We start from the raw sequence: 26,160 nt of genomic DNA on the forward strand, positions 1-26,160 counted from the left end.
CGATGAACTTCGAATACTCAAAGAAATCAATAGAATTACAAGAAAAACTAAACACTTTTATTGATGCCCATATTGTACCAATAGAAAAGGAATTCTTGGCTTTTCAAAGTGATGCGAATAAAATGTGGAAACGTTTTCCAAAAACGGTAATGTTAAAGCAAAAAGCAAAAGATGCTGGTTTATGGAACTTATTTTTACCTAAAGATTATGGAGAATTAAGTCCAGGTTTAACCAATTTAGAATATGCACCATTAGCAGAAATTATGGGTAAAAAAATCTGGATTTCAGAGATTTTTAACTGCTCTGCACCAGATACTGGAAACATGGAGGTTTTGGCCAAATATGGAAGTGAATTTCAGAAAAAGAAATGGCTTACTCCTTTAATGAACGGAGATATTCGTTCTGCTTTTTTAATGACAGAACCTCAAGTTGCATCTTCAGATGCTACAAATATTGAAACTTCAATAGCAATAGAAGGAGATGAATATGTTATAAATGGCCGTAAATGGTGGTCTTCTGGAGCGATGGATCCACACTGTGAAGTAGCAATTGTAATGGGTAAAACAAGCCCTGAAGCACATAGGCATCAGCAACAAAGTATGGTGTTGGTTCCTATGAGTACACCAGGTTTAAAAATAGTAAGGCCACTATCTGTACTAGGTTTTTATGACTCTCCTGAAGGACATGCAGAAATAATTTTAGACAATGTTCGTGTACCTAAAGAAAACCTAATTTTAGGTGAAGGTAGAGGTTTCGAAATTGCACAAGGACGTTTAGGTCCTGGTAGAATTCATCATTGTATGAGATTGGTTGGCATGGCTCAATATGCTTTAGAAATGATGTCTAAAAGAACGTTAGAAAGAGAAACTTTTGGTAAAAAGTTTTATGACTACAGTAGTATTCGTCATGAAATTGCAAAATCTGCTTGCGAGATAGAACAAGCACGCCTGTTAACGCTATCTGCTGCAGATAAGATGGATAAGGTTGGTAACAAAGAAGCAAAAGATATAATTGCTATGATTAAAATTGTAGCACCAAACATGGCTCAAAAAGTAATAGATAGAGCTATTCAAATTTTAGGAGGAAAAGGTGTTGGCCCAGATACGTATTTGGCACATTATTATACAATTGCAAGAATGTTACGTTTAGCAGATGGTCCAGATGAAGTTCACATGTATCAATTAGGTAAAAGTTGCATCAAAAAATTTGGGAATTCATGAGCAATCAAAAAGTAAGAAAAGGAGAAGAATTACCAGAACTACCTTTAAAAAAGTATTTGAAAGAAATTAATTTAATTGATGATATTCAAAGCGATTTAAACATAGTGCAATATACACATGGCTATTCTAATTTAACTTATCTTTTACAAATTGAAGGTAAAGAATTTGTACTTAGAAAACCACCCAAAGGTGCCATAAAAAGAGGGCATGATATGGGTCGTGAATTTAAGGTTCAAAAGGCAGTAGCCTCTCAATTTTCTAAGGTTCCAAAAATGTATGGATTTTCTAATGACGAAACCATTTTAGGAAGTGACTTTTATATAATGGAAAAAGTAGAAGGAATCATTTTAAATTACAAAGAAGCTCAAAAGAGAAAAATTTCAGTAAATGATTATCAAATCATTGCAAATTCTTGGCTAGATACCTTGGTGTCATTACATAATGTAGATTACAAGGCAGTTGGTTTAACTGACTTAGGAAAGCCAGAAGGCTATGTTGAAAGACAAGTTACAAATTGGGGCAAACAGTACTTAAAAGCCAAAACAGATGAATATCCAGAAGCAGAAATGGTAATGGATTGGATGCAGAAAAATCAACCTAAAACATATAATTATTGTTTAATTCACAACGATTTTAAATATGATAATGTTGTTTTTAAAGATGATTCATGGCAAGAAATTTCTGCAGTTTTAGATTGGGAAATGGCTACTTTAGGAGATCCATTTATGGATCTTGGAACTTCATTAGGATATTGGACTGTAGCTACAGATCACGAATTTGTAAAACAAGGCATACCATCACCAACTATTTTTGAAGGTAATCCTATAAGAAGTGAAATTGCACAACAATATATTCAAAATTCAGGAAGAACAACAGAAAGCTTAGTATTCTATTATGTTTTTGGTCTATTCAAAATTGCTGTGATTGCACAACAAATTTATTATCGATATTCTAAAGGTTGGACAACAGATCCTCGATTTACAAACCTAAATAAGGCAGCAGAACTATGTTGTAAACTGGCTTTAAAAGCAATTAAAACTAAATCAATAGACTAATGGAAGTAAAAAATAAAATTGTAATTGTTACAGGAGCAGGTTCAGGTATTGGTAAAGCAACTGCAGTGCACTTTGCAAAACATGGAGCAACAGTAGTAGTATCAGACATTAATTTAGAGAGTGCAGAAAAAGTTGCACAAGAAATTGTAACAAATAGAGGAAAAGCGATACCTATAAAAGCAAACGTTGCTGTTTTTGATGAGTTTGAAAGGTTAATACATGAAACAGTTGCCAAATTTGGACAGCTAGATGTTTTAGTGAATAATGCAGGTATTGGTCCTCATTTGTTAAGAACTCATGAATCTTTAGTAAAAGATTGGGATAGAGTTATTGCTGTAAACCAGACAGGTGTTTTTTATGGAATGAAGCTTGCTTTGCACCAGTTTTTAGAACAAGGATTTGGAAATATTGTTAATATAGCTTCCTTAGCAGGATTAAAGGCATCACCTAATAATATTAGTTACAGTGCAAGTAAATTTGCAGTGGTTGGTATGACAAAGTCTGCAGCTATGGAATATGCCACTAAGAACATTAGAATAAATGCAGTTTGTCCTGGGTATACAGAGTCTGCTTTGTTAACACAACTTATCAATGCAAAGCCAGAAATGGATGCAATTTTAAAAAGTGTAATACCTATGAAACGTTATGGTAAAGCAGAAGAGATAGCAGATGCAGTTGTGTGGTTGGCTTCAGATAACACAAAATTTATTACTGGGCAAACCATAACTTTAGACGGAGGGACTTCTTTGTAAGATCTCATTAGCGTTAATAGAATTAGTTTATCAGCTAAAAAGTCTTTTTTTACTGTAGGATATATTAAGTATTTTTGAAGAAATCAAACAAATCAAAATAAAATTTTAAATATTAGAAATTATGAAAAAATGGTTAATTCCGGTTATAATTATAGGAGTAATAGCATTCGCAATATATAGTTGGGCAAAAGGTTTTAATAACGAAGCTGTAGTTTTACAAGAAGATGCTAAAACCACTTGGTCTAATGTAGAAAGTGCTTACCAAAGAAGAAATGATTTAATTGGTAATTTGGTAAAAACAGTACAAGGTGCTGCAGATTTTGAAAAAAGTACCTTAACCGAAGTTATTAATGCAAGAGCAAAAGCAACATCTACAACTATAGATGCAGGTAATTTAACTGCAGAAAATATGGCTCAATTTCAGCAGGCACAAGCAGGTTTAAGTGGTGCTTTATCTAAATTATTAGTATCTGTAGAACGTTATCCAGATTTAAAAGCAAACGCAAACTTTTTAGAATTACAGAGCCAATTAGAAGGTACAGAAAATAGAATTAATGTAGCAAGAGATCGTTTTAATGAAGGTGTAAATAAGTACAACAAGCACATCAAAATTTTTCCAAACTCTGTATTAGCAGGTATGTTTAATTTTGAAGAAATGGATAGATATAAAGCAAATCCAGGTTCTGAAAATGCACCAGATGTTAACTTCGATTTTAATAAAGCAGCCTAAATGTCTAAAGTAGAAGCATTTTTAACAAAAGATGAAGAGCAAGAAATTATTGCGGCTATTAGAACAGCAGAAACCAATACTTCTGGAGAAATTCGTGTTCATATGGAAGCCACATCAATCAAAGATCATTTTGATAGAACTTTGGAGGTATTCCACATGTTAAAAATGAACAATACAAAAGATGAAAATGCAGTTTTAATCTATGTAGCAGTAAAAGATAAAAAGTTTGTTATTTATGGTGATAAAGGCATAAACAATGTTGTACCAACAGATTTTTGGAATGCTACAAAAGATGTTATGCAAAGCCATTTTAAAAATAACAACTTTAAGCAAGGTTTGGTAGAAGGTATTTTAAAAGCAGGTGAAGAACTAAAAGAACATTTTCCTTGGCAGATAGATGATGAGAACGAACTTTCTAATGAGATTTCTAAAGGATGATATTGAATAAGCAGTTTTTAGCAAGCAGTCAATTAGCAGTTAAAAGTAAAAAGTGGTTCTTATTTATAGCGATACTTTTTTCATTACAAACCTTTGCTCAAGGATTTCAAATTCCAGAAAAACCAAAGTTTCAAACTAGTGTTTACGATTATGTAAACCTATTATCGCAATCGCAAAAATCAAATTTAGAGAATAAATTAGTTCGCTATTCAGACACTACATCAACCCAAATTGTTGTGGCCATTATAAATTCTACAGAAGGTGAGAATATTAATTATTTGGCTGCGAATTGGGGAGAAGAATGGGGAATTGGAGATGCAGAAAAAGATAATGGAGTTTTAATTTTATTGGCTAAAAATGATCGAAAAATCGCCATCCAAGTTGGTAAAGGAGTAGAATATTTATTAACCGATTTTCAATCAAAAAGAATAATAGAAAGAGTAATAATTCCTGAATTTAGAAAAGGAGATTTCTATGGAGGTTTAGATAAAGGCTCAGATTACATCTTTAAAACGCTGCAAGGTGAATTTAAAGGCACTAGAATACAAGAAGAGAAAGGGTTTGATCCTGGAATTGTATTTTTTATTCTGCTTATTGTTATATTTTTTATTATAATTTCTAGAGGAAATAAAAACAACAGAGGAGGAGGAAGACGTTTTAGACGAGGTTCTTTGGCAGATACTATTTTCGACACAATCATATTAAGCAATGCTGGTAGAGGTGGAGGAAGCTTTGGTGGTGGTTTTGGAGGTAGCTCATCAGGAGGTGGTTCTTTTGGTGGAGGTGGTTTTGGTGGCGGATTTGGAGGAGGCTCTTTTGGTGGAGGAGGCGCTTCTGGAGGCTGGTAATTAGCTATTCTATACAACAGCCAAACCCTATTTTTTAATCTTATTTTAATTGCATTTTCATGAAAAAACTATTTATTCTTAATTGCTTACTTGTGTTTTTTAGTTGCCAAAATTTTGGTCAATTAAAAATGTTGGGGGATTTACCTAATTCTCTAAAAGAGGTTTCAGGGAATGAATATATTCAGAATTCTAACGCTATTTGGATTTTAGAAGATGGAGGAAATTCATCTGATATTTACAGAATTTCTTCTAAAGGAAAAATTTTACATGAGTTAGATGTTGATGCTAAAAATAAAGATTGGGAAGACTTAACTTCAGACGAATTTGGGAATCTTTACATTGGCGATTTTGGAAATAATTATAGCAAACGTAAAAAGCTAAAAATCCTAAAAATCAACAAAAACCATTTAGATAAGGAAGATGCAAAGGTTCAGGAAATGGAGTTTGAATATGAAGATCAAAAAAAGTATCCACCTAAAAAGAAAGATCGTTATTTTGATGCAGAATCTTTTTTCTATTTTAATAATCACTTTTACATCTTTACAAAGAGTAGAGTTAAAAACAAATATGGTAAAACTTCTTTATACAGAGTACCATCAACACCTGGTAAACATAAAGCCAAGTTAATTGGTAAGTTTGATAATGGTAAAAAGGAATCCTCTTGGATAACTTCTGCAGATATTTCTGATGATGGTAAAAAAGTAGTTTTATTATCTCAAAAAAATATTTTAATCTTTACCAATTTTACAGGAGATAATTTCTTTTCTGGCTCTGTAAAAAAAATACCTTTAACTCATAAATCTCAAAAAGAAGGTATCTGTTTTAAAGGCGATAACACACTTTTAATTACGGATGAAAGAGCAGGAGGTGAAGGAGGAAATTTATATGAATATAGCTTAAAATAGAACGATATATTTATACAACAAAAGAAGCCAGCCAAGGGTTAAGAATAAACCTCCTAAAGGTGTGATTGGCCCTAAAAATTTCAATTTTTTTCCTTTATATGCAGAAATTACTAAACCATAAATTGAAAAGGAAAAAAGAATTACTCCTATAATAAAGCAGTATACTATGTAATTATCTAAAGCCAAAGTATCATTTAAATTATAGCCTAATACTAATAAAACAATGGCATGATACATCTGATATTTTACACCAGTTTCAAAACTTTGTAATTGATCTTGATTTAGTTTTTTCTTTAGTAGGTGAGCGCCAAATGCACCTAAAACTATTGCTAAAAATCCGAAGATACTTCCAAAAATTAATGCGATTACACTCATTTTATTTATAAATCAAAACCTACGTTAAACATAATTCGTAAACCATCTTCACCAGTAAATGCAGAGATGTTTCCTGCAAAAATATCTGCAGTGTTAAAGAAAAAGCCACCACCTATAGATGTATTAGGTGTGTTCGAGTAAAACTGTGGATTAGTAACAATTGTATTTGGTGCTCCCCAAACTTTACCATAATCGAAACCAGCAAATAAACCAATGTTCATAGGCACTAGGTTGGTTTTTACATCTCTTAAATTCCATCTTACATCACTTGAATGATAAAATGCATTTTTACCTGTAAAACGCTGATTTCTATAACTTCTTAAACCATTATTACCACCAATATTTGCTGCTTGATAAAACTCAAAATCATCACCGAAAATAAATTGGCCATGAACTTTAGTAGCAAAAACCAATTTACCACTAGGTATTAATTTATGTGTAATTCCTAAACCAGAACTAGCGTAAGAGAAATTATTACTGCTTGCCAAGTTTTTGGTATAGCCAACACTTACCATAAAATCCATAGCTAGTGTTGGAAAAGCAGGGTTGTCTGCATGCTTGTAGCTGTAACTTGTTTCTAAGTTGATAAAGTTTTCTCTGTTAAAGATTCTGTTATCTGCTGCATATTGTGTTTCTAGGTATCTACCTGCAGTTCTATCTACGTTATAACTATTAAATTTTGCACCAATTTTTAATTCATCACCTAAGTCTCCAATCCATTTTACAAAAGAGCCTGCTTTAATTTGTGATATTTTAACCCTATTGTAATCTCTATCTTCTGTACCATCTGCCTCTAAATTTTCTGAATTATTACCAAAACCAAAAAAGTTTAAAGCGTAATTTGGACCTGTATATTGTGCTTCGAAACCTAAGTTCCATTTATTTAAAATATTGGCATATTCACTGTTATAATTCAGTTCAAAACCATTAGTTGCAAAATAGTAAAAAGCAGAAATTGTATATTTTCTTGTAAACGGATTTCTTTCGAATGAGTTCACTAAAAAGGTGTTTTTTAAACCTAATTTAATTCCATCATCTGGATTGTAGCCAATTGCTGGAGATATTGAGTTTTTCTGACTTTTTAATTTCTTGTAATCGTAAGTATTTGTGTCATAATCATCAGTAATTTTCTTACTAACGTTAGGTGTTATAAAGGTGTTTTTCTTCGATTTTTGATCGTAAATTTTCACCTTTTTTGTTTTATTTATTTCATAGGTGTCATTATTTAAACCTCCTATAATCTTTATACGAATTGCATTGTTGTTGCCAGTTTCACCATTTACAACAAAAACATCATCATCGTCTAAACCATAAATCCAAATTTCTTTAGTTGTAGCAAACTTATACCTTCTTTGGTGTATAATATCTGCTTTATCTCCATCTTTAATTCTGTAAGCAGTTACTTTTGTATCACCATTTACAAATCTTTCAATTTCAAAATGATCGTCTTTATTGGTTCCTTTAATTACTTGAAATCTATTTAAATACTTAAAGTAGGTGTCAGAAATGTCTTGCAAGTTTTTTCTTCTACCAATTAATTTCTGTTTGATATCATTTACAGTTTCATCATTTACTTCTTTAGGAAACTTTGCAAAAGCACTTTCTATTACTTCATCTGTAATTTGAGATTGAATAATAGCTACTTGTGCATCCCAAACTTCTTTGTCTGATGCATGAATTAAAGTCATGTCTATTGGGTAGCCAGATAAATTAAACCATCTTGGCTTTTCTATATCTTCTTGATAAGAACGCATACCCCTTAAATCTGGAATTAATCTAGTAAAAATATTGAGTAAAATACCATCACTAAATACAGAAAATGCTTGATCTCTATCTCTAGGAACTGGTCTATACACAATTTTGTCTCCTTCTTCAAATTCAGCCCATCTCCACTGGTCTTGATGCCTATCCCAATCTCCAATAAGCATGTCAAACAAACGTGCTCTAATGTAAGCTTCTTCGTCTAAAACGTATTTTTCATCCTTCTTTAAATTTTTTCTAAGGTCATCTGTACTTATAATTTCATCTGCATACCCAAAGCTTTTTTTATCTCCATGACCATCTGCTGTTCGTTCTTCAACCATGTATAATTCATCTCCATAATCTGCATTAAATTCGCCCAAACCTTTTTGTTTTGGAACATAAAATAAAATAGGATTTGAATGATATACATCTATAGCATCTGCTAATTCTCCAATAGTAAATGGTGCATATGGATGTGAACCTGTAAAAACATCTAATAACAAACTTTCTGTATAAGTTTTATCAAATTGACCCTCTACATATTGATCTTTAAATGCAACAGCTTGTAAATATTGAACTGCATTTTTGCGCAAAGCCCTCATTACATATTCTCTACCTTCTTTGTCTTGTAAACGCAAAGATTTAGATTGATGACCTCCACCTCTTCTTACAGGGGTTAATCCACCATACAAAGTGTCTAATTTTACTGTAGGAGCTACAATTTTTTCGCCAAAATATTTGCGATATCTTTTACCCCAAAGTAGGTTATATACATTACCTTTTTTAACTTCTTTATCTGTATAAACAGAAGCTTCTTTTTCGCTTAAATCAACATTAGGAAATTCTGAATATTCTACAATACTATCTTTTTCGAAAACATTAGCCTCATAAACAATTTTACGTTCTTTAGCTGTGTAAAAGTGAACTGTAGATGCACCATCTTCATAAACATCTAGCCTTGCAAAACCTTGAGTTCCATAAGAAAATTTACCTCCGTTTACATTTTTAGTTGCTGTTAATTTAGAACCAGAACCACTAACAATTTGAGGTATGTTATCTTGAACTATATATTGAATACTGTGCTCATGACCAGAAACAAAAATGATTTTTTCATTTTGCTGAGCTAAACTAATAATACGTTTTCTAAGCGTATTGTATTTGTCATTCTGCTGATCTGTATTGGTTAAACCAGTAGTTTTACGAAGTATATTTTTGGCAGTTCCTAAAATTGGTGCTGGGGACATGTGGCTTTTAAAAGAATAATACCCTCCATGAGGACCATTGGTAAACATTGGGTGATGTAGTGCTAATAATGTCGTTTTTCCTTGCGATTTTTTTATTAAACCCTCTAACTCCTCAAAAAACTTAGCTCTAGTTTTTATTTCACAATCATCATTAATTCCTGGATGTTTGTCCCAATTTGTTACATACCAATGAGTATCAACAACAATAATGTTAATTTCATCATTTACTTCAATTTTCTCTAAAGGACATCCATTATCTGGCTCAAAACTCTTTTTACCTAAGGCATCTTCTACTAATTTTTCTTGATCTTTTAAGCCTTGTAAACCACTATACCAATCATGGTTCCCAGGTATAAAAAGTGATTTTCCTGGAAAATTTTTAGCAATATCTGTTTGAACTTTTAAGCGATGATTGGCTAGTTTATAGCCTTTTTTATTTTTATTTGGAATACCTTTAGGATACACATTGTCTCCTAAAAAGATAAGTGTCGAATTTTCTTTTGCTTTTAAAATTTCTTGACTCAAATATGATAAAGCAGAATCTCTTTTATATAATTCAGAATTTCCTGCATCACCAATTAAATAAAATGAGTGTAAAACTTTACTGTTTGTTTTAGGTGTAAATTTCTGGCCCTCTGTAATTTGCATATCTATTGTAGCACAAGCAGATACCAGGACTATTGTTAAAACTAAGGCAATATATTTTACGAATTTCATATTGGTAAAATTAACTATTTTAAAATTGACTTTCTAAAAAGATTTAGCTCCTCTTTCGTGTCAATATCTATATGATTAGTTTGCAAATTTGATGATAAAACTTCGTTTTTATGTGCGTTAATAAAACTTTTAGCACCTCTATCACCATTAATTTTTAGTAGAGCTTCAAAATATATTTTAGGGATGATTACAGGAACTCCAAAATGAGCTGGATATTTGGTAGCTATAATTTTTGTAGGATTTTTTAAAGACAAGCTTTTCATAGATAAAAGATAAGCTATATCTATAGCTGGTTGGTCTGCTAAAAGGATAAAAATAGCATCAAATTTTAAATGTTGATTTTTAAAATAATTAAGCCCTGAAATTATGCTTGTACTTAAACCATCAGCAAAATTATCATTGTAAATTGTTTTTATTTTTGAAGCTGAAATGGATTGTTCAATACGATTAGCATTTGCGCCTAAAACACAATAAACATTATTTTTTTGTAATAATTTTGCCTTTTCTAAAGTGATGTTTAAAAGGGTTTTGCCTTCAATTTTCTCTAGCTGTTTGATACTTTTCATGCGAGATGATTTACCTGCAGCTAAAACTAAAATAGCAATATTCATAAGGTTAGTTACTATGTATTTTGCCAGTAATATTTCTAAGAGAAAAAGGATTTTTATTTCTTGTTACCGCTAAAATTTCTGCAATAATTGAAATTGCAATTTCTTGTGGAGTTTGAGCACCAATATGCAAACCTGCAGGCGTATAAATAGTTTCTAAAAATTCTTCTGTAGTTTCAGGAGCAAATTCAAAAAGCTCATTAAATAAACGTTCTCTTCTTTTAGGTGCACCTAAAATACCTATGTAATTCGAACAGTTTTCTTCAGATAGTTTTACGAGATATTTTAAATCTTGCACATAACTATGGTTCATTAAAACAATTGCACAATTTTCTTTGATGTCTTTAAATTTAATGGTTTCAGGACTTTCGCCTAACACTTTATTAGCCCCTGGAAAATCCGATAGCTCTTTACTGTCTTTGGCAGATGTAATCACTTCTATTTCCCAACCAAGATTTGCTGCAATTTTACACAATTGCACTGCATCATGTTCTCCACCAATAATCACCAATTTAAAGGCAGGTTGTAATATTTGTGAAAAAACTTGTGTTTGCTCATCAATGGTGAATTGCTCACTAAACGAAAATTGGTGTCCATTTTCAAAAGTGATAACAGAACCATAAGCACCAAAAGATTCGTCTTCTAGTTTAAAATTGCTTTCAATTTTTAATGATTCTCTTTTTGAATATGCTTCTAGAAATAACGCTATAAAATCATCTTTAATAAAAATAGGTTCTATTAAAATGTACAAAATACCTTCACAACCCAATCTGTACCTGCCATCATAAGTTATGATTTTTGGTTTGTTATCTTTAAAAACAGTTTTTGATCTTTGTATGATTTCTTTTTCTACACAACCACCAGAAACTGCACCTACTGAATGTAAATCTTCAGAAATTAGCATTCTAACTCCAGGTTTTCTGTAAGATGAACCTTCTAAATGTACAACAGAAGCCATCACATTTTTCAATCCTTTTTTTTGATTGATTATTGCTTGTTGTATGATTTCTTTAAGTTCGTGTATCAAGGTTAAGAGAGTTTTAATGGCATTTCAGTTAGTCTTTCTCCTGTTAATCTTTTTACTGCATTCCCTATAGCAGCTGCAATTGGTCCTAAAGGAGGTTCGCCAACAGGCCCTGGCTTGTCCATACCTTGCAGTAAGTGTACATTAATTTCTTTTGGAGCGTGTTTTATCATAGCCATTTCATAAGGTCCGAAAATGGTAGGTTGTAATTGACCATCTTCTATATACATTTTTTCGTGCATGGCTGCACTCATGGCCATTATCATTGCCCCTTCACATTGTGCTCTAACTTGATCTGGATTTACAGCAATTCCACAATCCATAACACAAGTAACTTTATGCACTTTTATTTCTTTGTTTTCTATAGATACTTCTACAACTTGTGCACATGGTGTTCCTGTATCTGTTGAACAGGCAAAACCCATGGCTCTTCCATTAGAAACAGTCTCAGAATAATTTGATTCTTCTTGTACTTTTTTAATAACGTTTTTTAAACGAATTCCTTCTTCATTATCTTTTATTTGAGCTAAACGCAATTCAATAGGATTTTTATTGTTTTGAAAAGCCAATTCATCAACAAAACTTTCAATGGCAAAAGTATTAGCTAGCAAACCTAAACTTCTCCACCAACTTGTGGCAAATGGCAAGGTTTTATGCCACTGAATAGATCTAACATTTTTTATGTCACTGTAATGAATTCGTCCTCCACGAATTGCACCAAAATCTGCACCTAAAACTGTATTTGCAATACCTGGTAAAAGCAGTGAATCTATAGCCACATTACCACTTGCAAAGTGATGCTCTAAATGCTCAATCAAACCTTCCTCATTTAGTTTACCTCTCATAATATGGTGTGTTGGAGGTCTAAACATATCATTTTGAAACTCTTCTTTTCTAGTGAAGAAATACTTTACAGGTTGCCCAACTGCTTTAGATAATTTAATAGCTTGAATTGCATGATTTGTATTTAAACGTCTACCAAAACCACCTCCTAAATAGGTAGGAATGACATTTATATCATCTGTATCAATATCTAACGCTTTTGCAATTTGATTTTGTGTAATTCCAATTACTTGGGTAGATAAAATTACGGTTACTTTGCCATCTTTATAAGAAGCAACAGCACCATTTGGTTCTAATTGTGCATGAGCACCAATTGGACTTTTAAACTCCAGCTCTAGAAAATCTTCATCATCATTTTCAAGAACATCACCCTCTTTTTGAACAATCATTTCATCTCCACTACCTACAGTAATTAGATTTCTTATATCTTCTTCTGTCCATTTTTTAGGGATGTTCCATTCAACATCAACCTCAAGTTTTGCAGCTAAAGCTTCTGGATATGTTTTAGCAACAATACCTACCCAGTCATCAATTTGTACAACCTTTACAATTCCTGGCATTTGTTCTGCCTTACTAAAATTGGCACTTTTAAAGGTGGCTCCAATATATTCTGGTCTTAAGATAACTGCATGAAGCATATTGTCCATTTCTGCATCCATTCCAAAAATAGGATCTCCATATACCTTAGCCTTTAAGTCGATTCTTGGTACAGGTTTACCTACCAATTTATAAGAATTTACTGGCTTTAATTTTGGTGTATCTGGTATTTTCCATTCAGTAACATTCGCAGCAATTTCTGCAAACGATAATTCTTTATTTTCATGAGTTACTATTCCATTTTTAGTTGTTATATCATCTACAGAAACTTCCCATTTTTTAGCAGCTTCTAACTTTACCATTTCTCGAGTTGTAGCTGCCAATTCACGAATGGTAGTCCACATAGAAGCTATAGATAAACTACCTCCAGTTCCAAGTCTGTCTACAATTCCGCTAGCAGAGCTTGCAGCAATCACTTGCATTTGGTTGATATTTACATCTAATTCGTCTGCAGCTATTTGTGCTAAGCCAGTAAAAGTACCTTGGCCCATTTCTACTTTAGGCGAATGTAAAATGATGTTATTGTCTTTTGTAATTTCAAACCACAAATTAGCATCTGTACCTGAGCCAGAATAAGGTGCCACAAAAGACTCAGCAAAACCAATAATTTCTCTGCGAATTGGATTACGAAATAGATAAGTACCTACAGCCAAAACTCCAAGTGTACCTAAACCACCTCTAACTAAAAATTTTCTACGTGATAATTTCTTGCTCATGTTTTATAGTTTAGTTTCTCTTGTTAATTCAGCAGCTCTATGAATTGCTTTTCGCATTCTGTAATAGGTTGCACATCTACAAATATTAATAATATTGTTATCTATATCTTCATCTGTTGGATTGTCGTTTTCTTTTAAAAGAGCAGCAGTTGCCATCATAAAACCTGGCTGACAATATCCACATTGAGGCACTACTTCTTCTATCCAAGCTTGTTGTACAGGATGTGGGTTTTCTGCATCACCCAAACCTTCGATAGTAGTTACGTTTTTACCTTCTGCAAATTTTACTGCATAAGAGCAAGAACGCACAGCAACATCATCTACATGCAACGTACATGCACCACAAGCTGCTTTACCACAGCCAAATTTGGTACCTTTTAAATTTAATACATCTCTAACCACCCATAAAAGAGGAGTATTCTCATCAGAAACATTAACTGTAATAGCTTCGTTATTTATTTTAAATGATATATTCATTGTCTCTTTTTTGTGATTAATTTTCTGGAATTACTGCACCATTAGCAATCCATTCTTTTACAACTCTTTTAAATTCTTCTTCAGAAATAGGTGGAATTTCTCTTTTTTCTCCTGCAGCATTTACACCAGGATTCCAGGCCCAAAGCACTAAATCATCTTCTGTTAAATGTTTTTCTACACCTTTTAAATCTTTACCACCGTTTTTATTTTTATCTAAGATAACTTCTGCAATTTCTTTTCTTGTTAAACCTTTCCAAGCCATAGATTGTGGAGCTAAACCCCAATGAGGAGCCCCAGGCACACCTGAATAATTATTGTTTTCTTTTTGATGACAAGTTGCACATTTTGTAGCTTCAAAACCATGATCTTTTTCACCACCCTTCATACCAAAATAGTGAGGGTGACTATCTATACCTTGTTTTGGAATGTTGTCACTTGGATGACAATTCATGCATCTTGGATGTGTAAGAACATCCATCATTTTATTAAAATTATCAGAATTTTCTGAAGCACTTATAAGCTTAGTTTCTATAGGAGTATATTCTTTTTCTGTTTTGTTGTAGTTAGAAGCCCATAAAATTCCTCCTAACATTAAAAGCGGAATTATATAATAACGATTTCTTTTTTTCATGTTTGGCTGATTTTTATGTTGTGATAAACTATTTAATACAAGTTTATGGTACCTAAAGTTACAGTAAATAATTTTAAAAAAATAATTTCTAATTTTTTACAATAGCATTAGCAGCAAACTGATTGGAAATGAGTTCTAATTTTGGTAAGATATATTTCTGACAGAAGGGTTTTTGAGGATTCTTCTTGTAATAGTTCTGAAACTGATTTTCAGAAGGTTTAAACTTGGAGAAAGGTAAAATCTGAGTGATGATTTGACTTGCTGTATTTTCTTGAATTTCAGTTAGAATATTTTCGCTTTCTGTTTTTTGCTGATTAGAAAATACATAAATAGCAGATCTATACTTCTTTCTCATAGAATGATTGCTGGTGCTTTTATGAGTGGCTAAATGAATTGAAATTAGATCTTTTAAATTAATTTCTAAAGGATTAAAATGTACAATTACAGCCTCTGAAAATGTGTTATTTTTATTTGTTGAAGCAACCCAACCTTGATTTACTTCAGCCACCCCTGGTAAAGATTGAAAAACAGCTTCTGTACACCAGTGACAGCCACCACCAAAAGCAATTTTAATGGTTTGCATATGTAGTTATTCTGTAACTTTTACGCCTTTCCAAAAAGCTACATGATTCTTAATATTATTTGCAGCCTCAAAAGGACGCCCATAAAACCAAGCTGCATCTTTATTCTCTTTACCATTAACGACTAAAGTGTAGTAAGAGGCTTCACCTTTCCAAGGACAAGTGGTTCTAGTTTTACTTGGTATAAAGAACTCCTTTTTTATACTATTTTCAGGAAAATAATGATTATTCTCCACAACTACTGTTGCATTACTTTCTGCTATTATTTCGTTATTCCAAATTGCTTTCATAATTATTTAGTTTAGGTTAAGAGCTACAAGATAACATTGAACAACCTACTTTATCTCTAGCCCATTCAGGTCTTTTTGCAAACCATTTTTCATAATTTGGTTGTTCTGAATATGGTTTTTTTAATAGTTCAAATAACTCATTAATTAAGCTGTAATCTTTATTGTTTGCAGTATCAATAGCTAGCTGTGCCATATAATTTCTTAATACATATTTCGGATTTATGGCATCCATTTTTTCTTTACGTTCATCAAAAGGAACTCTTTCAATGGCTAATCTATCTTCATATTTTTTGAACCAGCTATTCCATCTGATTTTTACATCATCAGAAATACTTTCTAAATCATAAAATGCATCTTCGATAATTTTGAAACCTTCTTTAGAACTAGAAAAATTACTTAAATTTCTAAAGAAAATCGTCATGTCTGTTTCTACTAATTGTAAATTATCTTCTAATTCTTGTATCAATTTTAAATCATCTTCATCAACAACAAAAAGCCCTAATTTACTTTTCATCATTTGTAAAGATTTTCTTTCAAAATCTGTCTTGTATTTATTCAAAATAGCCTCTAAAGGAGAAGCATCTTCTATTAAAGGATATAAAGCATTAGCAAGTTGATACAAATTCCATAAACCAATATTAGGCTGATTTCCATATCTATAGCGTTTATTTTGTCTGTCTGTAGTATTTGGTGTCCAGCCAAAATCGAAACCTTCTAGCCAACCATAAGGTCCGTAATCTATGGTTAATCCTAAGATAGACATGTTGTCTGTATTCATAACTCCATGAACAAAACCTACTCTTTGCCAATCAATAATCATGTTTAAAGTTCGATCTGCGACTTCACCAAAAAATTGAATATAGGTTTCTTTAAAAGGATTTCCTAAATGAGAAAAATGATGTTTTATAGTATAATCTGTTAGAATTTTAAGATTTTTAATATCATTTCTTGAGGCAAATATTTCGAAATTTCCAAAGCGTAAAAATGATGGAGATATTCTAGAAACAATGGCGCCTTTTTCATAAGCAGGATTTCCATCATACATAACATCTCTTAAAACATCGTCTCCAGATAAGGCCAAAGATAAAGATCTGGTTGTCGGTACTCCTAAATGATACATGGCTTCTGCACATAAATATTCTCTAATTGATGAACGTAAAACAGCTAAACCGTCTGCAGTTCTAGAATAAGGAGTTTCACCAGCACCTTTTAATTGTACTTTCCAATTTTTATTATCATGTTCTACTTCAAACAAATTAATGGCTCTACCATCACCTAATTGACCTGCCCAATTTCCAAACTGATGACCTCCATAACACATAGCATAAGGCTTTGTATTTGGGTATACTTCATTACCTGTAAATATTTTTTTAAATAAGGTCTTTTTGGTTTCTTTTTGTGTAATACCCAGTTCATTTGCCATTTCTTGAGATACATGAAGTATCTCAGGTTGCTGTGTTTTTTTTGGATTTACAAAAGAATATACAGCATCTGAAACTTGTCTTCTAGTATTTTCTAGAATACTATCTGCTGGTAATTCATTTAAAAAAATATGTTTCAGGTTTAATTTCATGCTAATTTATCTGCGTGTAATTTTCTAAGTTTCGCTAACTTTGGTTCTATTACATAAGTGCAATAGCCATAACCTTGGTTGTTTTTATAAAAATCTTGATGTTCTTGCTCTGCCTCATAAAATATTGGCAAAGGACTAAGTTCTGTAACTATTTTATCATCAAAATAAACTTGTAATTGCTTTAAAACTTCTTCTGCAATTTTTTGCTGATTTTCATCATGGTAAAAAATAACAGATCTGTATTGCGTACCTCTATCTGCACCTTGTCTGTTTAATGTTGTAGGGTCATGAGTTGTCATAAAAATTACTAAAATATCTTCGAACGAAATAACATTTGCATCATAGGTAATTTGAATTACTTCTGCATGACCAGTTAACCCAGAACAGATTTCTCTATAAGTAGGTTTGCCAGGTGCATTACCACCTGCATAACCAGATACTACTTTTTCTACGCCTTTAACTTCCATAAAAACGGCTTCTGTGCACCAAAAACATCCACCACCAACTGTGGCTATTCTAATATCTTTACTCATTGTTTTTTTCTAATTTCATAGATTCAGAATTTATGCAATAACGCAAACCACTTGGTTCTGGTCCATCAGGAAAAATATGCCCCAAATGAGCATCGCAAGTATTGCATAAAACTTCTACTCTAACCATACCAAATGTGGTATCTTTTACGTACTGAATTGCATTTTCTTGAATAGGTTGAGTAAAACTAGGCCAACCAGAACTCGATTCGTATTTTATGGTAGAGTCAAAAAGAGGTGTATTGCAACACACACAATTGTATTGGCCTTCATCATAAATAGAACATAATTCGCCTGTATGAGGTCTTTCTGTACCTTTTAATCGTGTTATTCTAAACTGTTCTGCAGTTAAAATTTCTTTCCATTCTGCCTCTGATTTTTCAACTCTTTTCTCTGGAGTTGGGTTTCCTTTGGTAGCAAAATGTATAATATCTTTCCAAGTAAGCATATAAATTATTTTCTTTTAAAATCTTTCTTAAAAATAGTCGTTTAAACACTTAAAAAATTACAATTGAAAACGGATTTAAGTATAGAATTAACTTCTATAAATTTACGATAAAATGAAGAGGTTAAAAAGCAAAATTATTTGTTTATTTTTGATAAAAATTTTAGCATGAACAACGTTATTAATGAAGTAGAGAAATTTGTTTACAATTTATTGAGTGAGAAATTACATGCCAATTATGTTTATCATAATTTATCTCATACTCAAAGAGTTGTTGAGAAAACTATAGAAATTTCTGAAGATTCTGATATTAAAGGAGATGATTTAGAAAATTTGGTTATTGCTGCTTGGTTTCATGATGTTGGCTTTACTGTAAGTGATGAAAATCATGAAGAGGAAAGTATTAAAATTGCCTCAGAATTTTTAAAATCGCACAAATTTAACGAGGAGCGAATAACTGCTATTGGTGAGCTTATTCTTGCTACTAGAATGAATTCGATTCCTAAAAATAAATTAGAAGAGGTTTTAAGAGATGCAGATTCTGCACATTTAGCTTCAGGTAACTTTTTTGATTATACTTCTTTATTGAGAAAAGAGTGGGAATTGGTGTTAGAAAAAACCTACAGTAATAAAGAATGGATTACTTTAAATCTTGCTTTTTTTACTCAGAAACATAGATATTATACTGAGTTTGCACTAAGAAATTGGAGCAAGCCAAAAGATAAAAATTTAGCCAAACTTTTAAAAAATCAAAAGAAGTTAAAAAAAGAGAATAAAAAGTTTAAACAAAAGAAAGAGGCTTTAGATCTTAAGAAAAATAAAAGTATTGTACCTGAAAGAGGTGTAGAAACAATGTTTAGGGTAGCTCTAAGAAACCACATTACTTTAAGTGATATTGCAGATACCAAAGCCAATATTTTACTATCTGTAAATGCCATTATAGTTTCTTTGGCACTTTCTAGTTTATTGCCAAAGTTAGACAATCCTTCAAACTCGCATTTATTTGTGCCAACAATTATATTTGTTGGGTTTACTGTAATCTCTATAATTTTATCAATCTTGGCTACTAGACCTAATGTAACAGAGGGCAAGTTTACCAAAGAAGATGTTGCTAAAAGAAAGGTAAACCTATTGTTCTTTGGTAATTTTCATCAAATGAAATTAGATGATTTTGAATGGGGAATATCTGAAATGATGCAAGATAGAGATTATCTTTATGGTTCATTAACCAAAGATTTATACTATTTAGGTTTGGTTCTGAACAGGAAATATAAAATACTAAGAATTACCTACACTGTTTTTATGACAGGTATTATAGTTAGTGTAATTGCGTTTGCAGTATCGTTTTCATTTCAGGAAATAGCTCCTTAAGATTCTATTTCTTTAATTAAATCATTAAAGGTAATTACTTTTTTGGCGTCAAAATTTTCTTGATAAATTACTTCAACACGAAGTGCTTTTAGGCCTGTAGCACCTTGTAATTCCTCTAATTCTAAGAACTCTAATTTACCCAATTGATTTCTAGATTGTAAGAAATTAATGTACTTTATGTATTCTAAAGCATCTTTGTCTTGTGAGTAAACAATGGCAATTTTACCAGGAACTGTTAATCTATCTTCAGTGTTTTTAATGTACGCTTTGTCAATTCGTTTTTTGATGATTTCATAACGAATGTTATAAGCTCCATCAACATCAAACTGCTTTTCATCCATCCTAAATTTAATAGCCATAGGGTTGCTATGTACTAAAATTAAAGAAGCCACTCTAAGTTCTTGCTTCATTTTAGAAAGTTCACTGTAGGCAATATTTTCCATTTCGCACATGGTTTGTAGTTGCCATAAACGAAGGTTGTATAGGTAAATATCATCAAAAGTATCTTCTTTGGTGATAGATTGCCCAATGTAAATATTAAACTCAACACCATCTGTTTTGTATCTTTCAAAGTAATGAGGATACATTTTTTGAGCTTCTTTTTGTTTTAAATCTAAATATCTAGAAAGTTTATCATTTAAACGATTTACACTTTTCTCATACTCTTTTCTTTTTTCGTAAACCACACCTAAATCTGGATCCAAACGATTCATGTAAGTGTTTACTTTTTTAGAAAGCTCTTTATTAATGTCTTTTATATGATTAAAAACAGGATAGATTTCACGCTTTAAAAACTCTAATATATTTATTTCATCACCAGCATTAAGTTCACTTTTTACCTCTTTTAAGAACGTGTTTATTCTAAACATAAGTTCTTTGTAAATAGGTAATGCTTCTCTTTTGCAAGCATGTTCTAGTACATCTATAGCTAAGGAAAGTTGTGTAATTAGGTCTTCTTGAATAGCTTCATTTCTAGCATCTGAACTACCTTTAATATCACTCTGTCCAAATATGGGATAAACATCATCAAAAATAATTTCATCTAACTTTGCATTCTCGTTAGTTTGAGATTCTACATGAAATTTTTCTACAGCTTCATAAAAACGCCATTTTACAGCACTATGTATTGAAGTGTAATTCTCTTGAATGGTAGCCTCCAGAACATTTTGACGCTCTTCTGAAGATCTTTTTACAGCTGCCTCAAAAACAGGAATAATATCTTTCAGCTTGTTGATATTTACTGAATTTAAATCGTAGGCTCTTGGTGAAGCAATTTCTAATAATGCCAAATCTCCTTTTCCTGAAGCTAAAATGGGTATTAAAATAATACTCTTTATACCTGAATCATATAGGTTTTGATAAAAGGGATTTTTACCTGTATTTGCTCCATATTCATCAATATCTGAAATAATAAATGTTTCGTGTTTCTTAAAAACTTTCTGCATAATTGTATTGCAGAAATAAGAATTATCGCATTTAATTTCTTCTACACTGCTAAGAATTAAGCTATTAGATTTGTTTACTATGGTTTCGCAAATCTTAGAATTTATTTTGTCGAAAATAGAATAACCTAATCTTAAATCTTTTATGCTATAAAAATCTCTTAAATTGTTTTGTAGTTTAAAAATCAATTGATCTCCACCTGCCAATAAATTTGCTTTAATTGCAGATAACATTTCTTCTGCAGTAACATCAAATAAATTAATAATACCAAAACCTTTAAAAATATAACTGTTTGGTGGAAATTTTTCTTTCCATAAATCTATATTTTCAAAATTATTTAGCAATTCTCTAAAATCTTCTTGAGTAAGTTCTGGCGCATTTTCTGTAGGAATTACTTCAGAAAAATCGGCATTAAAAGCAGCTCTGTAATATTTCATAGTTCCTGTTTTTTTATCAGGAATATCGAAATAGAAAGGTCTTTTTATATCGATTTTAAAACCATAAACAAAACCTAAAATAAAGGTACATGCCATTACAAACATGCTATTATCTTCAAAATTACGAACAACTAATTCGTAATCTTCACCTGCATTTTCTATAATATCTTCAAATCTGTCTGTAAATTTAAACGAGGTAAATGAGAAAGGAATACTGGCAGCCTTTATTTCATTAGTTCTTAAAGGTTCAGGAAATAAAGGGTCTAAGAGTAAGTTTATTTGTTCTTTATATTTGGTTAACAAACTAAGATCAGAAAAACCATCAATTAATTCTGGATGATTTTTAAAGAGCGTTACCATTTTTTTTGCTGCATCATGATATGGGTGATGAGCAAAATTATTTTCGGCATATTTTTCAAATAAAACGAAAACTTTTTGAAAAGAAATATTGAGTTGTAATGGCAACTCTACATCATCTATTTTAGTTGATTTTATGATATTCATGCTTCAAAGATTATAAAATGGTACTCTTTTAGACGCTTGATTTGAGTTTAAGTTACAAAAAATATAATTACATCTTATTTTTGTCTGAAATAGATGGTAATTGGTACCCCAGAAAAATTATAAATTTCACGCAATTTATTTTCTACAAAACGTCTATAAGGATCTCTAACATATTGAGGCAAATTACAGAAAAACGCAAACTGAGGAGTTTGTGTAGGTAATTGCATACAGTATTTGATTTTAACAAACTTACCTTTAATTGCTGGTGGAGGATAGTTTTTAACCACCTCTAACATTACATCATTAAACTTACTTGTTGGAATTCTGTTTTTTCTATTTTCAAAAACTTCTACAGCAGTTTCGATAGCTTTAAATAAACGCTGTTTGGTTAATGCTGATATAAAAACAATTGGCACATCTGTAAATGGTGCAATTTGTTCTTTTACCTTGGCTTCATAATCACGCATTGTATTGGTTTCTTTTTCAACCAAATCCCATTTGTTAATTAGAATAACAACACCTTTTCTATTTTTTTCCGCCAGCCAAAATATGTTCTGGTCTTGGCCTTCAAAACCACGAGTAGCATCTATTACTAAAATGATAACATCAGAATATTCAATAGATCTTACAGCACGCATTACAGAATAGAATTCTAAATCTTCTTTTACTCTAGATTTTTTACGAATTCCTGCAGTATCTACTAAATTAAAATCAAAACCAAACCTGTTATATTTGGTATCTATAGAGTCTCTTGTTGTTCCAGCAATATTGGTTACAATATTTCTGTCTTCGCCAATTAATGCATTAATAAATGAAGATTTTCCTGCATTTGGTCTACCAACAACAGCAAATCTTGGTAATTCCTTTTTTTCTAAATCTACTTCTTCTGGGGCAGGAATTTTTTCTGCTATTGCATCTAATAATTCACCTGTTCCACTTCCGTTAATAGATGAAATTGTATGGTAGTCTCCTAAACCTAAATTATAAAATTCAACTGCATCTGCATCACGCATTGCATTATCAACTTTATTAACTGCAGTAAAAATTGGTTTTTTAACTTTTCTTAAAAGCTTTGCAACCTCAGCATCCATTGGTGTTATACCATCTTCAACATCTACAACAAAAACAATTAAATCTGCTTCGTCAATTGCTAATTTAACTTGCTTTCTAATTTCTTCTTCAAAAATATCGTCAGAACCAATAGCATATCCACCTGTATCAATAACAGAAAATTCTTTTCCATTCCAATCAGATTTTCCATAATGCCTGTCTCTTGTAACTCCACTTACAGAATCTACAATAGCTTCTCTTCTTTGAACCAATCTGTTAAATAAAGTCGATTTTCCAACATTTGGTCTTCCTACAATGGCTATAATACTATTCATTTGTTAAAATAATTTGGTGCAAAGATACAATTAAAGCGAAGATTTTTAGTTGTATTTTTAGAGACAGTTAAATACCTTAATTATGAAAAAAAGTTTTAGTTCTGTAGTGTTTTCAATAGCGATAGTTATTGCTGCTTATTTATTGGGTGATGCCATTATAAATAGAAATAATGGACAAGGGAATATTTCTGTAACAGGTTTGGGTAATGCTAATTTTACTTCAGATTTAATTGTTTGGGAAGGTTCTTTTTCTAACACTAACAAACAATTGAAACAAGCTTATAACAATCTTGAAAAGGATAAAAAAATTATTACAGAATACTTGATTTCTAAAGGAATTACAGCAAACGAAATTGTTTTTAAAGCAGTACAAAGTAGAAAGGATAATAAATCTATTTATGTGAATGGCAAATATGCTGGAGATGAGTTTTTAGGGTATGTTTTAACTCAATCATTACAAATAGATTCTAAGAACGTAGAAACTGTAGAGAAAATATCTAGAGAAATAACTGAGTTATTAAACAAGGGTATCGAATTCTACTCTCAACCACCAAGGTATTATTATACAAAATTGGCAGATTTAAAAGTAGAAATGATTTCTAAAGCTACTGCAGATGCAAGAGCGAGAGCAGAGAAAATTGCTGATAATTCTGGTGGTAAACTGGGTGATTTAATTTCTGCGAAAATGGGAATATTCCAAATCACTGGTCAAAATTCGAACGAAAGTTATTCTTGGGGAGGCGCTTTTAATACATCTTCTAAAGAAAAAACAGCTTCAATTACGATGAAGTTAGATTATTTGTCTGAGTAATTTTATTGTTGATACCCAAATCTTTTTAATTGATTTTTATCGCTTCTCCAGTTTTTATTTACTTTCACGTAAAGTTCAATAAATACTTTCTTTTGGAAAAAACGCTCTAAATCTTTACGTGCTTCTGCACCAACCCTTTTTATAGCTGTTCCTTTATGGCCAATAATGATTCCTTTTTGTGTATCTCTTTCCACCATTATTATAGACCTAATTCTAACAATATTTTCTTCTTCAATAAAGCTTTCTGTTTCCACTTCAACTGAATATGGAATTTCCTTTTTATAATGCGTTAGAATTTTTTCTCTGATTTTTTCGTTTACAAAAAAGCGTTCATTTTTATCTGTTAACTGATCTTTTGGATAAAAAGGAGGGCTTTCTGGTAACAATTCTATGATTTTATAAAAAACAGCATCTACATTAAACCGTTCTAAAGCAGATATCACATATACAAAAGAGTTGGGTACTTTTTCTCTCCAATAGGCAATCTTCTCGTCTACTTCTTCCTTGTTTGATTTGTCAATTTTGTTCAATAAAAGAATAACCGGAATTTTACTATGAATAATTTTGTTAAAAAAAGCTTCATTCTTTAAAGCAGTTTCTCCTACTTCAACCATATAAATTAATACATCAGCATCTTCAAAAGCAGATTTTACAAAATCCATCATAGAAGCTTGTAATTCGTAGGCCGGTTTTATAATTCCAGGTGTATCAGAAAATATAATTTGATACTCTTCATGGTTTACAATTCCTAAAATACGGTGCCTAGTAGTTTGTGCTTTAGGTGTAATGATAGATAGTTTTTCGCCTACCAAAGCATTCATTAATGTTGATTTACCAACGTTTGGGTTACCTATTATATTTACGAATCCTGCTTTATGTATCATAAATACAAAGGTAATTAGTTTTAATCTTTGTTTTAATTTTTCAGTATTAAAAAATAATTAAAATAAAGTTTGGTTTCTACTTAGTTTGTGTTGTATATTTGCAGTCCAAATCGCGGGATAGAGCAGTAGGTAGCTCGTCGGGCTCATAACCCGAAGGTCACTGGTTCGAGTCCAGTTCCCGCTACTACTTTTAAAGTCAATAATAGAACGGATTGTTTACGAACAATCCGTTTTTTCGTTTTTAAGATTTAGTTTGAAATTCGTTTTTATTCTTCATAAATATCAAATTCTTCAGAAATAGTTTTCATTAATTCAACATCTGCGAATTCTTTCGCTGTCATTTTTGATAGTTTTTCTAGATATAAATCAAATTGACCATTTTTGAAAATAGTTAACATTTTACCTCCTTTTTCGCAGCTTGCTGCATGCCAAATATTTGGAGGAACAGTAATAGTATCTCCTGGTTTACATGTTATTGTCTCATCATCGAATATCAATTTTACCTCACCTTCTAAAAAGTAAAAGACTTCCGTCATTATTTTATGATGATGTCTAGGAAGGTAAAAACCTGGTTTTAATGTATCTTCAACTATGCATAGATCACCATTTGTTTCGGTTGAAGCTAGTTTAACAAAACAATGATCTTGAGAATAATCGTAGCTGTTTCCTTCTCCTTTTCTAATTATTTCTTGTTCTTTCATTTATATTTTCTTTAAATAAATGTTTTATAGTTAAGCCTTAAGGTTTAAATAATATTTAATTTTTAGCTTTTACTTTCTTTGTTGGTTTCTAAATCAATTATATCTTTAATATCTTCTTGATTAACTTTAAGCGGGTTTTTTATCTAAAATTACAAAATCTGTCAGTTTACTTTCTTCTAAAACAACTTTTGCATCTTCTTCAAATTATTGGTAAGCAGAACAAATTGAACTTTTTTATTGTCTTGTTTTTAATAAAAAAATAAACTAAATGCTTGATTTACA

The 26,160-nt window shown here is 31.3% G+C and carries 25 protein-coding genes and 1 tRNA gene; 10 read left to right on the forward strand and 16 right to left on the reverse strand.

Translation table 11 applies throughout. From position 1 onward, the window contains the following. The first annotated feature begins 2 nt into the window (after window positions 1–2). The 7 genes from V7R38_RS05825 to V7R38_RS05855 all read left to right on the forward strand — a co-directional run bounded on the left by V7R38_RS05825 (window position 3) and on the right by V7R38_RS05855 (window position 5,948). Complete coding sequence (locus V7R38_RS05825; protein ID WP_334056605.1) at window positions 3–1,220, forward strand: acyl-CoA dehydrogenase family protein; 1,218 nt, start codon at window positions 3–5, stop codon at window positions 1,218–1,220. Continuing rightward, window positions 1,217–2,275 carry a phosphotransferase family protein gene (locus V7R38_RS05830; RefSeq protein ID WP_334056607.1) on the forward strand — a complete coding sequence of 353 codons (1,059 nt, stop codon included), beginning with the start codon at window positions 1,217–1,219 and terminating at the stop codon, window positions 2,273–2,275. The genes V7R38_RS05825 and V7R38_RS05830 overlap by 4 nt, the downstream gene beginning before the upstream one ends. After that, a complete protein-coding gene (locus V7R38_RS05835; RefSeq protein ID WP_334056609.1) occupies window positions 2,275–3,027 on the forward strand; it encodes an SDR family NAD(P)-dependent oxidoreductase in 753 nt (250 codons plus the stop codon). The genes V7R38_RS05830 and V7R38_RS05835 overlap by 1 nt, the downstream gene beginning before the upstream one ends. A 121-nt stretch (window positions 3,028–3,148) precedes the next feature. Beyond that, window positions 3,149–3,757, forward strand: coding sequence for a LemA family protein (locus V7R38_RS05840; RefSeq protein WP_334056611.1), 609 nt, complete (start codon window positions 3,149–3,151; stop codon window positions 3,755–3,757). Further along, the gene (locus V7R38_RS05845) at window positions 3,758–4,195 is read left to right on the forward strand and encodes a TPM domain-containing protein (RefSeq protein ID WP_334056613.1); all 438 of its coding nucleotides are present in this window, start codon (window positions 3,758–3,760) and stop codon (window positions 4,193–4,195) included. It begins immediately after the preceding gene. Then, window positions 4,192–5,043 carry a TPM domain-containing protein gene (locus V7R38_RS05850; protein WP_334056615.1) on the forward strand — a complete coding sequence of 284 codons (852 nt, stop codon included), beginning with the start codon at window positions 4,192–4,194 and terminating at the stop codon, window positions 5,041–5,043. Before V7R38_RS05845 ends, V7R38_RS05850 begins: the two co-directional genes overlap by 4 nt. 59 nt (window positions 5,044–5,102) lie before the next feature. Beyond that, a complete protein-coding gene (locus V7R38_RS05855; protein WP_334056617.1) occupies window positions 5,103–5,948 on the forward strand; it encodes a hypothetical protein in 846 nt (281 codons plus the stop codon). Here the strand turns inward: V7R38_RS05855 and V7R38_RS05860 are convergent. The 12 genes from V7R38_RS05860 to msrB all read right to left on the reverse strand — a co-directional run bounded on the left by V7R38_RS05860 (window position 5,940) and on the right by msrB (window position 18,345). Beyond that, complete coding sequence (locus V7R38_RS05860; protein WP_334056619.1) at window positions 5,940–6,323, reverse strand: DUF423 domain-containing protein; 384 nt, start codon at window positions 6,321–6,323, stop codon at window positions 5,940–5,942. The two genes, V7R38_RS05855 and V7R38_RS05860, sit on opposite strands and share 9 nt — an antisense overlap. A gap of 5 nt (window positions 6,324–6,328) precedes the next feature. Further along, window positions 6,329–10,027 carry a metallophosphoesterase gene (locus V7R38_RS05865; RefSeq protein WP_334056622.1) on the reverse strand — a complete coding sequence of 1,233 codons (3,699 nt, stop codon included), beginning with the start codon at window positions 10,025–10,027 and terminating at the stop codon, window positions 6,329–6,331. Between the two features lie 14 nt (window positions 10,028–10,041). After that, entirely contained in the window at window positions 10,042–10,638 is a 597-nt protein-coding gene (locus V7R38_RS05870) for a nucleotidyltransferase family protein (protein ID WP_334056624.1), read from the reverse strand. Between the two features lie 4 nt (window positions 10,639–10,642). Further along, window positions 10,643–11,662 (reverse strand): XdhC family protein, encoded by a 1,020-nt coding sequence (locus V7R38_RS05875; RefSeq protein WP_334056626.1) that lies wholly within the window; start codon window positions 11,660–11,662, stop codon window positions 10,643–10,645. Window positions 11,663–11,664: 2 nt separating this feature from the next. Further along, the gene (locus V7R38_RS05880) at window positions 11,665–13,815 is read right to left on the reverse strand and encodes a xanthine dehydrogenase family protein molybdopterin-binding subunit (RefSeq protein ID WP_334056628.1); all 2,151 of its coding nucleotides are present in this window, start codon (window positions 13,813–13,815) and stop codon (window positions 11,665–11,667) included. Between the two features lie 3 nt (window positions 13,816–13,818). Further along, window positions 13,819–14,292, reverse strand: a complete 474-nt coding sequence (locus tag V7R38_RS05885) for a (2Fe-2S)-binding protein (protein WP_334056630.1) — start codon at window positions 14,290–14,292, stop codon at window positions 13,819–13,821. A gap of 16 nt (window positions 14,293–14,308) precedes the next feature. Next, on the reverse strand, window positions 14,309–14,923 hold the full coding sequence (locus tag V7R38_RS05890) for a hypothetical protein (protein ID WP_334056632.1): 615 nt from the start codon (window positions 14,921–14,923) through the stop codon (window positions 14,309–14,311). Window positions 14,924–15,011: 88 nt separating this feature from the next. Next, on the reverse strand, window positions 15,012–15,506 hold the full coding sequence (locus V7R38_RS05895) for a peptide-methionine (S)-S-oxide reductase (RefSeq protein WP_334056633.1): 495 nt from the start codon (window positions 15,504–15,506) through the stop codon (window positions 15,012–15,014). Window positions 15,507–15,512: 6 nt separating this feature from the next. Further along, window positions 15,513–15,794 carry a DUF427 domain-containing protein gene (locus V7R38_RS05900; protein ID WP_334056635.1) on the reverse strand — a complete coding sequence of 94 codons (282 nt, stop codon included), beginning with the start codon at window positions 15,792–15,794 and terminating at the stop codon, window positions 15,513–15,515. Between the two features lie 16 nt (window positions 15,795–15,810). Next, the gene (locus V7R38_RS05905; RefSeq protein WP_334056638.1) at window positions 15,811–17,367 is read right to left on the reverse strand and encodes a protein adenylyltransferase SelO; all 1,557 of its coding nucleotides are present in this window, start codon (window positions 17,365–17,367) and stop codon (window positions 15,811–15,813) included. After that, window positions 17,364–17,900 (reverse strand): peptide-methionine (S)-S-oxide reductase MsrA, encoded by a 537-nt coding sequence (msrA, locus tag V7R38_RS05910; RefSeq protein WP_334056640.1) that lies wholly within the window; start codon window positions 17,898–17,900, stop codon window positions 17,364–17,366. The genes V7R38_RS05905 and msrA overlap by 4 nt, the downstream gene beginning before the upstream one ends. Further along, on the reverse strand, window positions 17,893–18,345 hold the full coding sequence (msrB, locus tag V7R38_RS05915; protein ID WP_334056642.1) for a peptide-methionine (R)-S-oxide reductase MsrB: 453 nt from the start codon (window positions 18,343–18,345) through the stop codon (window positions 17,893–17,895). Before msrB ends, msrA begins: the two co-directional genes overlap by 8 nt. A gap of 165 nt (window positions 18,346–18,510) precedes the next feature. Here msrB and V7R38_RS05920 point away from each other — a divergent pair, with 165 nt between their 5' ends. Further along, window positions 18,511–19,713: a Pycsar system effector family protein gene (locus tag V7R38_RS05920; protein ID WP_015481238.1), complete on the forward strand. Its 1,203-nt coding sequence runs from the start codon at window positions 18,511–18,513 to the stop codon at window positions 19,711–19,713. Here V7R38_RS05920 and V7R38_RS05925 read toward each other — a convergent pair. Continuing rightward, entirely contained in the window at window positions 19,710–22,097 is a 2,388-nt protein-coding gene (locus tag V7R38_RS05925) for a GAF domain-containing protein (RefSeq protein WP_334056645.1), read from the reverse strand. The two genes, V7R38_RS05920 and V7R38_RS05925, sit on opposite strands and share 4 nt — an antisense overlap. 74 nt (window positions 22,098–22,171) lie before the next feature. Then, window positions 22,172–23,482 (reverse strand): ribosome biogenesis GTPase Der, encoded by a 1,311-nt coding sequence (gene der / locus V7R38_RS05930; protein ID WP_015481236.1) that lies wholly within the window; start codon window positions 23,480–23,482, stop codon window positions 22,172–22,174. 82 nt (window positions 23,483–23,564) lie between these two features. Between der and V7R38_RS05935 the strand changes: the two genes are divergently transcribed. Next, complete coding sequence (locus V7R38_RS05935) at window positions 23,565–24,293, forward strand: SIMPL domain-containing protein (protein WP_334056649.1); 729 nt, start codon at window positions 23,565–23,567, stop codon at window positions 24,291–24,293. Window positions 24,294–24,295: 2 nt separating this feature from the next. On the opposite strand, the gene era is transcribed toward V7R38_RS05935, so the two are convergent. Next, window positions 24,296–25,177, reverse strand: a complete 882-nt coding sequence (gene era / locus V7R38_RS05940) for a GTPase Era (protein ID WP_015481234.1) — start codon at window positions 25,175–25,177, stop codon at window positions 24,296–24,298. A gap of 111 nt (window positions 25,178–25,288) precedes the next feature. On the opposite strand from era, the gene V7R38_RS05945 reads away from it, so the two are divergent. Beyond that, a tRNA-Met gene (locus V7R38_RS05945) sits at window positions 25,289–25,361 on the forward strand. 82 nt (window positions 25,362–25,443) lie between these two features. Here V7R38_RS05945 and V7R38_RS05950 read toward each other — a convergent pair. Beyond that, on the reverse strand, window positions 25,444–25,878 hold the full coding sequence (locus V7R38_RS05950) for a cupin domain-containing protein (RefSeq protein WP_334056651.1): 435 nt from the start codon (window positions 25,876–25,878) through the stop codon (window positions 25,444–25,446). Window positions 25,879–26,160: the final 282 nt, after the last annotated feature.

The organism is Polaribacter sp. P097 (assembly GCF_036864555.1).
Classification (GTDB): domain Bacteria; phylum Bacteroidota; class Bacteroidia; order Flavobacteriales; family Flavobacteriaceae; genus Polaribacter.